15 protein-coding genes are annotated in these 13,402 nt (G+C 65.0%); 6 read left to right on the top strand and 9 right to left on the bottom strand.

Annotation, left to right across the window (positions count from 1 at the left end; translation table 11 throughout):
* Positions 1-7: 7 nt before the first annotated feature.
* The 3 genes from ACNQS7_RS23125 to ACNQS7_RS23115 are packed head-to-tail and all read left to right on the top strand — an operon-like array spanning position 8 to position 1,704.
* Positions 8-889, top strand: coding sequence for a TIGR03619 family F420-dependent LLM class oxidoreductase (locus tag ACNQS7_RS23125; protein WP_418014370.1), 882 nt, complete (start codon positions 8-10; stop codon positions 887-889).
* Positions 886-1,290 (top strand): nuclear transport factor 2 family protein, encoded by a 405-nt coding sequence (locus ACNQS7_RS23120; protein WP_418014369.1) that lies wholly within the window; start codon positions 886-888, stop codon positions 1,288-1,290. Before ACNQS7_RS23125 ends, ACNQS7_RS23120 begins: the two co-directional genes overlap by 4 nt.
* 36 nt (positions 1,291-1,326) lie before the next feature.
* Positions 1,327-1,704 carry a hypothetical protein gene (locus ACNQS7_RS23115; RefSeq protein ID WP_418014368.1) on the top strand — a complete coding sequence of 126 codons (378 nt, stop codon included), beginning with the start codon at positions 1,327-1,329 and terminating at the stop codon, positions 1,702-1,704.
* Here the strand turns inward: ACNQS7_RS23115 and ACNQS7_RS23110 are convergent.
* On the bottom strand, positions 1,696-2,244 hold the full coding sequence (locus tag ACNQS7_RS23110; RefSeq protein WP_418014367.1) for a gamma carbonic anhydrase family protein: 549 nt from the start codon (positions 2,242-2,244) through the stop codon (positions 1,696-1,698). The genes ACNQS7_RS23115 and ACNQS7_RS23110 overlap by 9 nt on opposite strands.
* A 113-nt stretch (positions 2,245-2,357) precedes the next feature.
* Here ACNQS7_RS23110 and ACNQS7_RS23105 point away from each other — a divergent pair, with 113 nt between their 5' ends.
* Positions 2,358-3,554, top strand: coding sequence for a Rieske 2Fe-2S domain-containing protein (locus tag ACNQS7_RS23105; protein ID WP_418014366.1), 1,197 nt, complete (start codon positions 2,358-2,360; stop codon positions 3,552-3,554).
* A 5-nt stretch (positions 3,555-3,559) separates the two neighbouring features.
* The gene (locus ACNQS7_RS23100; protein WP_418014365.1) at positions 3,560-4,000 is read left to right on the top strand and encodes a hypothetical protein; all 441 of its coding nucleotides are present in this window, start codon (positions 3,560-3,562) and stop codon (positions 3,998-4,000) included.
* A gap of 14 nt (positions 4,001-4,014) precedes the next feature.
* Here the strand turns inward: ACNQS7_RS23100 and ACNQS7_RS23095 are convergent, their stop codons facing one another.
* The 4 genes from ACNQS7_RS23095 to ACNQS7_RS23080 form a co-directional block, all read right to left on the bottom strand.
* Positions 4,015-5,157: a sulfotransferase family protein gene (locus ACNQS7_RS23095; RefSeq protein WP_418014364.1), complete on the bottom strand. Its 1,143-nt coding sequence runs from the start codon at positions 5,155-5,157 to the stop codon at positions 4,015-4,017.
* The gene (locus ACNQS7_RS23090; protein WP_310774507.1) at positions 5,157-5,939 is read right to left on the bottom strand and encodes an SDR family oxidoreductase; all 783 of its coding nucleotides are present in this window, start codon (positions 5,937-5,939) and stop codon (positions 5,157-5,159) included. Before ACNQS7_RS23090 ends, ACNQS7_RS23095 begins: the two co-directional genes overlap by 1 nt.
* The gene (locus ACNQS7_RS23085) at positions 5,936-7,063 is read right to left on the bottom strand and encodes a hypothetical protein (RefSeq protein ID WP_418014363.1); all 1,128 of its coding nucleotides are present in this window, start codon (positions 7,061-7,063) and stop codon (positions 5,936-5,938) included. Before ACNQS7_RS23085 ends, ACNQS7_RS23090 begins: the two co-directional genes overlap by 4 nt.
* Positions 7,064-7,154: 91 nt before the next feature.
* Positions 7,155-7,436 carry a hypothetical protein gene (locus tag ACNQS7_RS23080; RefSeq protein WP_418014362.1) on the bottom strand — a complete coding sequence of 94 codons (282 nt, stop codon included), beginning with the start codon at positions 7,434-7,436 and terminating at the stop codon, positions 7,155-7,157.
* 252 nt (positions 7,437-7,688) lie between these two features.
* Here ACNQS7_RS23080 and ACNQS7_RS23075 point away from each other — a divergent pair, with 252 nt between their 5' ends.
* Complete coding sequence (locus tag ACNQS7_RS23075; RefSeq protein ID WP_418014361.1) at positions 7,689-8,171, top strand: hypothetical protein; 483 nt, start codon at positions 7,689-7,691, stop codon at positions 8,169-8,171.
* Between the two features lie 106 nt (positions 8,172-8,277).
* Here ACNQS7_RS23075 and ACNQS7_RS23070 read toward each other — a convergent pair whose 3' ends face one another.
* The 4 genes from ACNQS7_RS23070 to ACNQS7_RS23055 form a co-directional block, all read right to left on the bottom strand.
* Positions 8,278-9,435: a hypothetical protein gene (locus tag ACNQS7_RS23070; protein ID WP_418014360.1), complete on the bottom strand. Its 1,158-nt coding sequence runs from the start codon at positions 9,433-9,435 to the stop codon at positions 8,278-8,280.
* Positions 9,436-9,543: 108 nt separating this feature from the next.
* A complete protein-coding gene (locus ACNQS7_RS23065) occupies positions 9,544-11,325 on the bottom strand; it encodes a PPE family protein (protein WP_418014359.1) in 1,782 nt (593 codons plus the stop codon).
* A 108-nt stretch (positions 11,326-11,433) separates the two neighbouring features.
* On the bottom strand, positions 11,434-12,489 hold the full coding sequence (gene dmpG / locus ACNQS7_RS23060; RefSeq protein ID WP_418014358.1) for a 4-hydroxy-2-oxovalerate aldolase: 1,056 nt from the start codon (positions 12,487-12,489) through the stop codon (positions 11,434-11,436).
* On the bottom strand, positions 12,486-13,400 hold the full coding sequence (locus ACNQS7_RS23055) for an acetaldehyde dehydrogenase (acetylating) (protein ID WP_418014357.1): 915 nt from the start codon (positions 13,398-13,400) through the stop codon (positions 12,486-12,488). Before ACNQS7_RS23055 ends, dmpG begins: the two co-directional genes overlap by 4 nt.
* Between the last annotated feature and the right edge of the window lie 2 nt (positions 13,401-13,402).

The raw sequence follows: 13,402 nt of genomic DNA, 5'->3' as shown, positions 1-13,402 counted from the left end.
CCGCGAAATGAAGTACACGCTCAGCATCGCGTTCAGCCCGATCGACCAGCTGACCGAACTCGCCAAGACCGCGGAGGAAGTCGGGTTCGACTCCATCGCGCTACCGGATTCGATCTTCTACTTCGAGCAGCAGTCCGTCGACTATCCCTACACCGCTGACGGCAAACGGATGTTCGACGAGCACTCCCCCTGGGTTGATCCGCTCATCCTGGCGGGCACGTTGGGTGCGGTCACCTCCAAGCTGCGGTTCTACACCAATGTGCTGAAGCTGGGTTCCCGCAACCCGCTACTGCTGGCCCGGCAGGTGGGCTCGGTGGCTAACCTGACCAACAACCGCTTCGGCTTCGGCGTGGGAATCGGCTGGGCACCGGAGGAATTCGAGTGGTGCGGGGTGCCGTACGCTCGTCGCGGCAAGCGCGTCGACGAGATGATCGAAGTGATCAAGCTGGTGTTGGCCGGCGGGATGGTCGAATTCCATGGCGAGTTCTACGATTTCGACCGCCTGCAGATGAGCCCCGCCCCCAGCGAGCCGGTGCCGTTCTATGTCGGCGGCCACACCGACGTCGCCCTCAAGCGGGCCGCCCGGGTCAGCGACGGCTGGACCAGCGCGATGATGACCCATGCGGAACTGGACGAGACCATCAAGAAGCTCAAGGCGTTGCTGGCCGAAAACGGCCGCGCGGACGACCCTTTCGAATACCAGGCCGTCTGTATGGACAAGTTCGGCGTTGACGGCCATCGAGAGCTGGCCGAGATCGGGGTGACCGACTACATCACGATTCCGTGGGTGTTCGACGGACTGGCGTTCGACGCGCCGCTGGACAAGAAGCAGGACTCGATGAAGCGCTTCGCCGACACCTACATCCACTCCGGCTGGCAGGACAGGTGACGAACCCGGCGCACGAGGCCGGCCGACGCTCCCGCGAGGCGGTGGCCGCCCGCGACAAGGACGCGTGGCTGGCCGTCTTCGCCGACGATGCCATCGTCGAAGATCCCATCGGCCCATCGGCTTTCGACCCTGCGGGCCGGGGGCACCGAGGCCTTGAAGCGATATCGGCGTTCTGGGACAAGGCCATCGCGCCCACCACGAAGATCGAGTTCTTCTTCCGCGACACCTACCAGTGCGGCAACGAGGAAGCCAACGTCGGGCACATTCTGATCACCACCGGCGACTACCAGACCACTGCCGAAGGCGTTTTCACGTACAGGGCCAACGACGACGGCCAGATGGTGGCACTGCGCGCGTACTGGGAGATGGAACGCGCCGTCGCCAGGGTGCGGAAAATATAGATTTTTTTTATTCTGGGCGCGCCTAGAATTCGCGGCATGACTCTCGAATTGCGCTATGACCGTTGGTTTCTCCCGCTGTCGGTCCCGCTTGGGCTGGGGCCGAAGCGCAGCCAGGTGCGGATCCAGGACGGGACCCTACGCGTCAAGTTCGGCTGGGGATTCGACGCCGCCGTTCCACTGTCATCCATCGTGGACGCCAAACCCAACCACGAGCGGGTGTTGTCCTGGGGCGCCCACGGCTTCCGGGGCCGCTGGCTGGTCAACGGGTCCTCGACAGGGATTGTGGAGTTGACCATCGATCCGCGGGCGCGCGCACGCGTCATGGGAGTGCCCATCAAGCTCAGGACGTTGTACGTCAGCGTGACCGACCCCGATGCGCTGATCAGCGCCGTCAGCTCACCACGCCTAGTCTGACGCGGCCGGGGGAGCCTCGACCGGTTCCACACCCGCGATATGCCGCTGCGCCAGGTCCCGATAGGTCTGCGGGTTGACGTTGACCCACATCTCGGCGCCGGTGCCCTCGATCGGCCCCTTCACCTTCGCGGGCGCACCGGTGACCAGCATTCCGGCCGGAATCTGGGTGCCACCCACCACCAGCGCACCAGCCGCAACCATGCAGCGCGCGCCGATCACGGCGCCATCCAGCACCGTCGCGTGATTGGCGATCAACGCCTCGGACCCGATGTGCGCCCCGTGGATCACGCACAGATGAGCAACCGTGGCCCCAGGACCGACGTCCACCGGGATGCCCGGCGGCGCGTGCAATACCGACCCGTCCTGCACGTTGGCGCCCTCACGGATCACCACAGGCGCGTAGTCGCCGCGCAGCACGGCGTTGTACCAGACCGACGCCCCCGCCTCGACGGTGACGTCGCCGATCAGAGTCGCGGTAGGGGCCACGAACGCGGTCGGATCGACCTTCGGCGAACGGCCTTCGAAAGAGAACAGCGGCATTGATTACATATACCCCAACGTGCATATGCCGTGGCAGGACTCGCCGTCGTTGCGCTCCCCCGCCCCAAAACTGTAACGTGTTCTAGTTAGTACCCGCGAGCTGGAGGTGACAGGTGAGTACCGACACAAGTGGCGTTGTCGGTCGGGAAGGTGTCCGGGAGATCGATGCGGGCGCGTTGCCGACCAGATATGCCCGGGGCTGGCACTGCCTGGGCGTGGCCGAGGACTTCCGTGACGGCAAACCGCACTCCGTTCAGGCGTTCGGCACCAAGCTGGTCGTCTTCGCCGACTCCAGCGGCGACATCAAGATTCTGGACGGCTACTGCCGCCACATGGGCGGCGACCTGTCCGAAGGCACCATCAAGGGCGACGAGGTCGCGTGCCCCTTCCATGACTGGCGGTGGGGCGGTGACGGCCGCTGCAAGCTGGTGCCCTACGCCAAGCGCACCCCCAAGACCGCCCGCACCCGGGCGTGGACAACCGACGTCCGCGGCGGGTTGCTGTTCGTCTGGCACGACCACGAGGGCAATCCGCCGGACCCCGCGGTCCGGATCCCCGAGATTCCGGAAGCCCACAGCGACGACTGGACGAACTGGCGCTGGAACCGGATCCTCATCGAGGGATCCAATTGCCGCGACATCATCGACAACGTCACCGACATGGCGCACTTCTTCTACATCCATTTCGGGTTGCCGACGTACTTCAAGAACGTGTTCGAGGGCCACATCGCATCGCAGTACCTGCACAACGTGGGCCGTCCCGACGTCAACGACCTGGGCACCTCGTACGGTGAAGCGGAATTGGACTCGGAGGCGTCCTATTTCGGGCCGTCATTCATGATCAACTGGCTGCACAACAGCTACAGCGGCTACAAGTCCGAGTCGATCCTGATCAACTGCCACTACCCGGTGACGCAGGATTCCTTCGTGCTGCAGTGGGGTGTGATCGTCGAAAAGCCCAAGGGCCTGGACGAGAAGATGAGCGACAAGCTGTCCCGCGTCTTCACCGAAGGCGTCAGCAAGGGGTTCATGCAGGACGTCGAGATCTGGAAGCACAAGACCCGTATCGACAACCCGTTGCTGGTCGAAGAGGACGGGGCCGTCTACCAGATGCGCCGCTGGTATCAGCAGTTCTACGTGGATGTCGCCGACGTCACCCCGGAGATGGTGGAGCGCTTCGAGATGGAGGTCGACACCGCCCGCGCCAACGAGTTCTGGAACGCCGAGGTCGCCGAGAACCTGAAAGCCAAAGAGGCCGAAGCGGTTTCCGACGACGTGGTTTCCGGCGAAGTACCGGCCGAACAGCACTGACCGTCATGTCTGACGACAAGCCGGCGGTTCCCGACGTCGATCGGCTCGCCAGGTCGATGTTGATGCTGCTCGGTGATCACCATGATCACGACGAGCCGCACGCCTCCGACGGAGGGTCCGGTTCGTGGTCCAAGTCTCGGGATTTCGCCGATGATCCGCAGCGGGCCGCCGCTGTGGCCGAGGCCAGCCGTGCGGACCGGGAGCGCTATCTGACGGGTGGGCTACGTCCGGTGGACTGCCGGTTCTGCCACGTCACCGTGTCGGTGCGCTGGTTGGGTCCGGGTCACACTGCGGTGCAGTGGAATACCGAGGCTTCGCAGCGTTGTGCGCACTTTGCAGAGGTTAGGGCCTGCGGCGGGAACACCGCACGCACCCGGTCCTGCCCCCGGCTCTCCGACAGCATCGAACACGCGGTGGCCGAAGGGATCCTGGAGACGGCCGAGTAGTTGAAGCCCGCGGGTCACAGCCCCGCGAAGCGCTGCTTGACCTCTTCGGCGGTCAGCCCGTAATCGGCCAGCGAGTACTTGTGCTTGGGGGCCCGCGCACCGGTCTGACTCTCGGCGTGGCTGTCCTCCATGGCCTTTCGCGCCTCGTCCGTCAGCGTCAGCCCGAAATGGCGATACACCGAGGCAACCGTGCCCAACGGGTCGGCGATCAGATCGTGGTAGTCCACATCGCAGAACTGGGCTGCATCATGCTTGGCACGAACGGTGTTGAACCGCTCCAGACCGCGCGACCAGGTTTCCATTGCGTCCGCGCCGATCCGGTCAGGTGTGAAGTTCGTCGACCAGTCCTCGGCGGTGTGCTGTGCCAGTGAGCACATCGACGCCATGATCGTTTCCACCGGCCGGTGAGTTTGAATCACCAGGGCGTCGGGATAGGTCGCCATCAGCGCGTCGAGCGCGAACAGGTGGCTGGGATTCTTGAGCACCCAACGCTTGTCGGTGTCGTTCAACCCAATCAGTTGGAGGTTGCGGCGGTGTCGCTGGTATGACGGGGTCCAATCCTGTTTGGCCAGCCACTGGGCGTAGCTGGGGATGTGGGCCAGCGTCTCGTAGGACACCGAGTGCAGTGACTGACGCAGTAGCTGCCAGCACTCCTCGAGCTCGTATGCCGCCATAAAATGCAGGCCGGTGTATTCCGGGTTCTCCGCATGGGCCTTAGTGAACTGCGCATTGAGCTGGCTGTACCAGGGATTCGAGTCCCAGGTATCCCGGGGCGGACGCGGCTGCGGGAATTCGGCCAGCCACAGGTGCAGTCCCTGGTGGGCCGGGTCGGCGCCCAGCAGCCGGTGCAGGACCGTCGTTCCGGTACGCGGCAGCCCGGTCACGAAGATCGGCCGCTCGATGGCCACGCCGGCGTAGTCGGGATACTGCTTCCACGCCGATTCGGAGAGCAGCCTGGCCACCAGCGCGCCGCGCAGGAAGAACCGATTCATCTTGCTGCCCAACGCCGTCAGGCTCGCTTCGCGCTTGTATGCGTCCAGCAGCACGCTCAGCGCTTCACGGTAGTTGTCGTCATCGGCGCCGAAGTCGTCCAGCCCGGTCAGTTTGGTCGCCGATGCATGCAGGTCGTCGACGGTGCCTACGTCGGTGCGCTCCATCAGGTGTGGTACTCCCCGCAGTTGACGTCCAGCGTCTGCCCGGTGATGCCGCTGGACAGGTCGCTGGCCATGAAAAGGATCGCCGATGCCACCTCGTCTTCGGTGGGGAGCCGCTTCAGATCCGAGTTCGCGGCGGTGGCCTGATAGATCTGGTCGGCGGTGGTGCCGTATTTACCGGCCTGATGGTTGAAGTAACCCTGCAAAGTGTCACCCCAGATATAGCCCGGTGCAACGGAATTGACGCGGATACCCTGCTCACCGAGCTCGGTCGCCAGCGACTGCGACATGGACAACAACGCAGACTTGGCCATCTTGTACGCGCCGTATTTGGCCTGCGAGTGCCTGATCACCATGGAGTTGACGTTGACCACGGAGCCCTTCGACGCCGCCAGCGCCGGCGTGAAGCCCTGAATAAGCCGCAACGCCCCCAGGGCACTGAGTTCGATCGCGTCCCGGATGTGCTGAAAGGTGGTGCCGGCCAACGGCTTCATCGACGGGACCCGGAACGCGTTGTTGACCAGCACGTCGACCTTGCCGTACGCCTCCAGGGAAGCGTCCACCAGGTTGCTCACCTGGTCGTCGTCGGTGATGTCGGTGGGCACCGCGACCGCCTTTCGGCCCAGGTCGACGACCTGCTTGGCGACGTCGTCCAACCGGTCGGCGCTGCGCGCCGCCAGCACCAGGTCGGCCCCTTCGAGCGCACACCGCCGCGCCAATGTGGTGCCCAGGCCCGGACCGACGCCGCTGATCACCACCACCTTGCCGTCCAGCAAATCGGTCATCCCAGCATCCTTGCCGCAATCTGCAACTGGCGCAGTGCGATACGCGCCCGCCAGTCGTCCTCGGAAATCTTGTTGTGCTCGAAGTACGGCAACGAAGCCGGTACCGCGTCGACGTCGACCAATTCCACCGTCGGGCCGTCCGCCTCGGTGAGCTCCCGGGACACCCGCTGCCACCGGAACTGCAGGAACCCGCGACGATGGCCGAGCGTCTCAACCCAGTTGGTCACACCGGGATTCTGGTCGCTGACCACGATCCGGACCTTCCCGTCCGGATCCGCTTGTGCCTGAGTGTTGTTCAGCGACGTCTGGTGGTTGATGTAGTCCAGCGAGATGTACCACATGCTGCCCAGCTGGAAGCCGAGGTACGGGGCGTCACTGACCGGAACCGTGATCACCAGGGCCTGGTTCGGTTGCAGGTCGAAGTGACCGACCGACGAGTACTGGGTCGCCAGCCCGCCTGGGGTCAGCCGCGGCGGCACCATCGTGTTGACGGGGATCTTGAGATAGAACCACTGCGGGAACTGCAGCCACGTCTTCACCCGGTTGACCAGCTGCTTACCCGCTGTGGCATAACGCTTTTCGATCAGTTCCCGAGTCAGCGGCGGCGGCGCGGTGCCCGCGGTGTCCAACCGCTCGATGGTCAACGTGCCACGGGTCGCCGACCAGTCACCGTAGACCTCGCGCATGACGAGTTGCCCTGCGCTGGTTGGCCGTAACCGCCACTCGAAGCTGCCGTCGGGTGCGATGTCGAGTTCCCGGTCGTCGAACGCGGCTTGGCTGGCGGGCACGTTGTCGTCGGTGTATTCGCCCCCGAGCAGTTGGAAACTCAGGTCGGTGGTGGTGCCGCGGACACCGCGAACCACGTAGTCGCGGTCGGCGTGCACCCGGGTTCCGAAGTACAGCGTGTCCGGGTTGTCCAGTCCCATCTTGGTGAACGGCCCGGTTCCAGACTGCAGGAAGGGATGGTCGCGCTCGTAGTCGAAGGCCAGATGCATACAGCCGGCCATGCAGCCGGCCAGGTATTGCAGGCCTTCGAATAGGTCGGCTTCGGTTTCGATATGCGGGGCGGCGGCCACGAGTTGCTCAGCTTCCGCGATCGCTTCGTTGAGCGGATCAGAAAACACGTAACTGACGCTAGAACGTGTTCCTATTTTGAGTCAACCGCGAACATTTGCGCGTGTCGCACGCGACGCCCGGCGACGAAGCCTGATCACGTTAGGAGGTGCACTCGTTGGCCAGTGTGATTAAGAGTTGGCGCTGGTTCGGGTGCCGGTTGAGGTAGTCGATCACATCTGTGCCCGACCCAGCCTGGGCCTGAAGCGTGGCCTTCACGTCGGGATGGCGGTCCAGGTAGCCCTGGATCTGTTCGGACGCCGTCTGACCGAACGTAGTGTTGCACTGCTGGCCAGGATCGGCGCTGGCCACAGGCACAGTGATCAAGGCAGCCGCGGCGACACTCAGCAGACCACCGGCCAGAAGACCTTTGCTCACGGTCATCGGATCGCTCCTTCAATACGGTCGTAATCACATCCGATGTCTTCGAGGCTACGCGTGCCGCGGAGCGACGAACACGGGCAGAAAACGACCCGACTAAGCTGGATTCACATGAATACGCGCGGTGGGGAGTTCCGTGGCGGTCGTCGAATGGGCGGCCCTGTTCCAACTGGTCCGCAGACCGATCCATTGCCGCGCGAGACGGCGGCACCCGATTTCGCTCTCGAACCCTCGCAGCGTCGCCGCCCTTCGTTGATGACATTGGGCGTGGGGCTGGCAATCCTGCTGGCAGTGGCCGCGCTGGTGATGTCCCTGATCGCGCTGCTGACCGATTCCGCGCCCGCGCCGGCGGCAAGTGCGCCGAAAATGCCGGTAGCCGACGCCGATAAGGCGTTGTGCCAGGCGATCGGACCCTTGATGAAGGAGAACGACGACCGCAGTAACGCGTTTCTGGCTACGGGTGAGGCCGGTTCGCCGGAACGGGACGCCGCTCTGCCGAAGTTCGTCACCGACACCCGGGACTGGGCGCGCCGCACCCAACAGGCCCTCGACGCGCATGACAACCCCCCGCGCCTGACCACGCGCGCGCTCCAGCGCTACATCGATGACATGCAGTTGTTCGTCGCCAGCGTGCGCCCCGGCGCGGGCACTCAGTACGACGAGGCTGCGTGGACCGACAGCATCGTGGCGTACGGCGGGGTGTTATCCACCTGCCAGCAAATCGGAATCGGCTGGTAGAACCGGGGTCAGTAGGGCTGGAGCGGAACCCACACCCCATATAGCCAGAAACCCCATTGCTGGTAATAGGGATCCCACAGCGGCAGCACCGAGTAGCCCAGGTAATTCAGCGTCGGTGCCACCCAGCCTGCCGGAGGTGGCCAGGGTCCCAGCCCCCGAACGGGAGCAGCGCATCCCGAAGGGGCGCACCCCAACCGCGCGGAGGCGGCGGTGGCGGGCCCCAACCCCATGGCGCGCGTCCCAGACCCCACGGCGCAGGACCACCGTGCCAAGGTGGCGGCAATAGATGCAGGCCCGGGCTCCGGAAGGCGACGTTCCAGAGCAGGTCCCCGATCGGGGCGCCAGGACCCCTGAAGTCGCCGCGGAAGTGCCACGCCGGGCCGCCGCGCCAGCCGAGACGCCAGTTCAGGTTCCCGCGCGGCCAGTTAAGTCCTCGCAGGTTGATGCCCAGGTCTCCGCGCGGACCCCACCACCGGGCAAAGGGTGGCGCGGCCAGACCACGGAAGGCTGCCCGGAAGTTTCCGGGGGCCATGCCGTTCAGTCGCAATCCGCCCCGGAAGTCTGCGCGCGGGCCGCCCGGGCCACGGAAAGCGCCACGGAAGTCGGCCGCCGGTGCGCCTGTTCCGCGGAACGCCCCTCGGAACTCGCCGCCTGGACCGCGCGAGCCGCCGCTGAAACCCACATTTGGGCCTGCGCCGGGTACGCCCAAACCGCCACGCAACTGCGTGGCCGCCGGTCCGGGGTTTTGTCCTTGCGGTCCGCGGGGGCCTCCGCCCTGACCGGGTGCAGTCGCAGGTCCACCGCCGCGCGGGGCCGGTCCGCTACCACCGGTCTGCGGCGCTGGGCCGCCACCACCGGGGCCACCTCCACCGGGACCACCCCCACCGGGACCAGCACCGTGTGGCGCCGGCCCACCACCGGCCTGCGGCGCAGGGCCGCCACCGCCACCGGGACCACCACCACCGGGTCCGCCGCCACCGGGGCCGCCACCGCCGTGCGGCGCCGGTCCGCCACCGGCCTGCGGCGCAGGACCGCCACCGCCACCGGGACCACCGCCACCTCCGGGGCCGCCGCCACCGGGGCCGCCGCCACCGCCGCCTCCGCCGCCTCCGCCGCCTCCTCCGCCGCCGCCGGGCTTGGCGCTGGCGAGCGGCGTGTCGAGACCGACGATCGGAATGCCGAGAGGATTAACGGCAACTACGGAGAACGCGGCAGCTATCGCGAAACCGGCTGCCAGCTTCTTCATCTTCATGATCCGCCCCACGAGAAATCTCTATCGCTAGAGTTCCCCAACCCTTGCGGTCTATTTTACGCCGCGGCGTGGCCTCACTGACTCTGCCCGACGGCAAACGTCGACGCGGCCGGCATTGCGCTAGTGGAAGAAGCCGGACTGGAAGTCCCCCGTGTTGAAGAAACCCGAACCTCTCAGGCCCGCGTTGAAGATTCCCGTCACCAACTCACCCGCGTTGCGGATACCGGCGACGTTCGGGCCGCGGTTACCGATACCCGCCGAGGCCTGCGCGGTCTGCGCATTCAGATAGCCGGTGACGTTGTCGCCTGCGTTCTGAATGCCGGAGGTCCCATTGCCCGAGTTGAAGAAGCCGGAACTGCCCGACGCGGTGTTGCCGAAGCCCGAGTTCGGACCCGGGCCGGTGCCGATCATTCCCACGCCCGTGTTGAGGTCGCCCGCATTGAAAACTCCGGTATTGGTCATGCCCGAGTTGGCCCAACCGGTGTTGAATACGCCCGAGTTGAAGTCGCCGGTGTTGTATCCGCCGCCATTGAAATTGCCGGTGTTCAGGATGCCTGCATTGAAACTGCCGGCGTTCAGTTCACCCGCGTTGCCATAACCAAAATTAGCTAATCCTGCGTTCCCGCCGCCGGTGTTCAGCTGACCCGCATTACCGAATCCTGTATTGAGGGAACCGGAATTCCAGAAGCCAGTGTTGTGACCGCCGGGAAGGAAGCCTCCGTCGGCACCCGAGTTGCCGAACCCTACGTTGCCACTGCTCGAGTTACCGATTCCGACATTCCCGTTGCCGGAATTGAAGAAACCGATGTTGCCGTTCCCGGAGTTGAAGAGACCGATATTGCCGATGCCCGAGTTCAAGCCGCCGATGCCGACCTGGTTGTCACCGGTCAGACCGATGCCGAAGTTGTTGTTGCCGGTGTTCCCGAATCCCCTGTTGCCGGATCCGCTGTTACCGAAGCCCCAATTGTTGTTGCCGGTATTCCCGCTGCCTACGTTACCGTTACCGCTGTTGCCGTTTCCGACATTGGCATTGCCCGTATTACCGAAGCCGTTGTTGGAGCTCCCGGTGTTGCCACTTCCGACGTTGTTGCTGCCGTAGTTTCCGTTTCCGAAGTTGGCGTTGCCTTTTTCGCCGGCGAAGGAACCGTTACCGAAGCCGATGTTGCCACTGCCGAAGTTTCCGCTGCCGATATTGTTACTACCCCAGTTGCCGCTGCCGAAGTTGCTGTTGCTGGTCTCGGTGCCGAAAAATGTGCCGTTGCCACTACCGAAGTTGAAATTGCCGCGGTTCGCGCTGCCGACGTTGCCATCACCGGTGTTGCCGCTGCCCAGGTTTCCGTGGCCGACATTCCCGAGCCCCAGGTTGGGCAACGTCTGCAACGTCTGCTCCAATTGCTCGAGAGGCGACAACGCGGCGGCCGCCAGGGACGCCCCGGAGTGATAGCCGAACATCGCCGCCACGTCCGCGGCCCACATCTCCTCATAGACGCCCTCGGCAGCCGCGATTGCGGGCGCGTTGAGCCCGAGCCAGTTGGAGCGCACCAGTTGCACAAAAGCGCTGCGGTTGGCCGCTATTGCAAGCGGATGGACCATCGCAGCACGGGCAGCCTCGAAGGCGGCTACCACGGTCTTGGCCTGAGCGGCCGCTTTCGTGGCCTGGACGGAGGCAGCGCTCAGAAAACCCGCGTAAGGTCTGGCGGCGGTAGCCATCGCCGCTGAGGCCGGCCCCTGCCAGGCGCATTCGGCGAGTCCCGATGTCACTGATGAGAACGACGTCGCCGCCGATCCCAACTGATCGGCTAACCCGTCCCAGGCGGTCGCGGCCTGCAACATCGGCGCAGCGCCGGCACCGATAAACATTCGCAACGAATTGATTTCCGGCGGCAGGAACGCAAAATTCATCGGTACCCAGTCCCTTCGGTGGCGGCCCCGAAACCGCCAAACACAACAGAAACTAGATGATCCCGGGCCGACCTTTCCGGGTTTTGCTCAATTCATCTCGTGACGCGGTCAACGGGACGCGGCAGCGCCACTCTCCTGTTCGCGCTTGATTTCCAGTGCGATGTCGATCAGCTGGTCTTCCTGGCCGCCGATCAGCTTGCGCTGGCCCGCCCGGTGCAACAGCTGGTGAGCCGGAACGCCGTAACGCTCGGACTGACGCACCGCGTGCTTGAGGAAACTCGAGTACACCCCGGAATAGCCCATGATCAGCGCGTTGCGATCCAGCAGGCACTCGGCCGGCATGGCCGGGCGCACCACGTCTTCGGCGGCGTCGGCGATGTCGAAGAAGTCGATGCCGGTCTTCACGCCGATCTTGTCGAACACCCCGATCAGCGCCTCCACCGGGGCGTTACCCGCTCCCGCACCGAACCGGCGCACGCTGCCGTCGATCTGCTTGGCGCCGGCCCGCACGGCTTCCACCGAGTTGGCCACCCCGAGGCCGAGGTTCTCGTGCCCGTGGAAGCCGACCTGCGCGTCCTCGCCGAGTTCGGCCACCAGCGCCGACACCCGGTCAGCGACGCCGTCGAGCACCAGGGCGCCGGCCGAGTCCACGACATAGACGCACTGGCAACCGGCGTCGGCCATGATGCGGGCCTGCGCGGCCAGTTTCTCCGGTGGAATGGTGTGCGACATCATCAGGAACCCGACGGTTTCCAGCCCCAATTCGCGAGCCAGCCCGAAATGCTGAATGGAGACGTCGGCTTCGGTGCAGTGGGTGGCGATGCGGCAAATCGAACCGCCATTGTCCTGCGCTTCTTTGATGTCCTCTTTGGTCCCGACACCGGGCAGCATCAGAAATGCGATTTTCGCTTCCTGCGCAGTCTCGGCGGCGAGCTTGATCAACTCCTGCTCGGGCGTCTTGGAGAAGCCGTAGTTGAACGACGACCCGCCCAGTCCGTCCCCGTGGGTCACCTCGATCACCGGCACCCCGGCGGCGTCCAACGCCGTCACGATGGAGCGGACCTCGTCCTTGGTGAACTGGTGACGCTTATGGTGGGACCCGTCGCGCAGCGACGTGTCGGTGATCCGGACGTCCCAGGCACCTTCGAAAATGTGGCCAGTCATCGTGCGCCTCCACTCACAGCCAGCGTCTCCTTGGCGATCTCCTCGCCGACCTTCGTCGCGGCCGCCGTCATGATGTCCAGATTGCCCGCGTACGGCGGCAGGTAGTCTCCGGCGCCCTCGACCTCGACGAACGTCGTCACCACGTGATTGCCACCGTTGACCACCGACGGTTCGTCGAACTGCGGATCGTTGAGCAGTCGGTATCCGGGCACGTAGGTCTGCACCTCGGCGACCACGTCACGGATGGACTGGGCGATCGCGTCCCGGTCGGCGTCCTCGGGGATCGCGCAGAAGATGGTGTCGCGCATGATCATCGGCGGATCCGCCGGGTTCAGAATGATGATCGCCTTGCCGCGGGCCGCACCACCGATGTTCTGCACGCCGCGCGACGTGGTCTTGGTGAACTCATCGATGTTGGCCCGGGTGCCCGGCCCTGCGGACACCGAAGCCACCGACGCCACGATCTCGGCGTACGGCACGTCGACGACGCGACTCACGGCGTACACGATCGGAATCGTCGCCTGTCCCCCGCAGGTGATCATGTTGACGTTCGGAGCGTCCAGGTGCGCGCGCAGGTTCGCCGGTGGGATCACCGCCGGACCGACGGCGGCCGGGGTCAGGTCGATGGCCCGGATGCCGACCGCCTCGTACTTGGGCGCCGCCGCCTTGTGGACGTAGGCGCTGGTCGCCTCGAACACCAGGTCGGGCTTCTCGTCCTGTTCCAAGAGCCAGTCGGCGCCCTTGTGACTGGTCTCCAGCCCGAGCTTGCGCGCCCGTGCCAGGCCCTCACTCTCCGGGTCGATGCCCACCATCCAGCGGGGTTCCAGCCAGTCGGATCTCAGCAGTTTGTACAGCAGATCGGTGCTGATGTTTCCCGATCCGACAATGGCCACACTCGCCTTTGCAGGCATAC

This window comes from Mycobacterium sp. 23 (genome assembly GCF_048287075.1).
Classification (GTDB): Bacteria; Actinomycetota; Actinomycetes; order Mycobacteriales; family Mycobacteriaceae; genus Mycobacterium; species Mycobacterium gordonae_B.
The sequence above is the reverse complement of the archived record's forward strand: the minus strand, read 5'-3'. Positions and strand labels throughout refer to the sequence as shown.

Bases quoted from the DNA above. Each gene is read 5' to 3' on its own strand.
- ACNQS7_RS23125 (WP_418014370.1), top strand. From the start codon at position 8: ATGAAGTACACGCTCAGCATCGCGTTCAGCCCGATCGACCAGCTGACC.
- ACNQS7_RS23115 (WP_418014368.1), top strand. From the start codon at position 1,327: ATGACTCTCGAATTGCGCTATGACCGTTGGTTTCTCCCGCTGTCGGTC.
- ACNQS7_RS23110 (WP_418014367.1), bottom strand. From the start codon at position 2,244: ATGCCGCTGTTCTCTTTCGAAGGCCGTTCGCCGAAGGTCGATCCGACC.
- ACNQS7_RS23100 (WP_418014365.1), top strand. From the start codon at position 3,560: ATGTCTGACGACAAGCCGGCGGTTCCCGACGTCGATCGGCTCGCCAGG.
- ACNQS7_RS23095 (WP_418014364.1), bottom strand. From the start codon at position 5,157: ATGGAGCGCACCGACGTAGGCACCGTCGACGACCTGCATGCATCGGCG.
- ACNQS7_RS23090 (WP_310774507.1), bottom strand. From the start codon at position 5,939: ATGACCGATTTGCTGGACGGCAAGGTGGTGGTGATCAGCGGCGTCGGT.
- ACNQS7_RS23080 (WP_418014362.1), bottom strand. From the start codon at position 7,436: ATGACCGTGAGCAAAGGTCTTCTGGCCGGTGGTCTGCTGAGTGTCGCC.
- ACNQS7_RS23075 (WP_418014361.1), top strand. From the start codon at position 7,689: ATGACATTGGGCGTGGGGCTGGCAATCCTGCTGGCAGTGGCCGCGCTG.
- ACNQS7_RS23065 (WP_418014359.1), bottom strand. From the start codon at position 11,325: ATGAATTTTGCGTTCCTGCCGCCGGAAATCAATTCGTTGCGAATGTTT.
- dmpG (WP_418014358.1), bottom strand. From the start codon at position 12,489: ATGACTGGCCACATTTTCGAAGGTGCCTGGGACGTCCGGATCACCGAC.
- ACNQS7_RS23055 (WP_418014357.1), bottom strand. From the start codon at position 13,400: ATGCCTGCAAAGGCGAGTGTGGCCATTGTCGGATCGGGAAACATCAGC.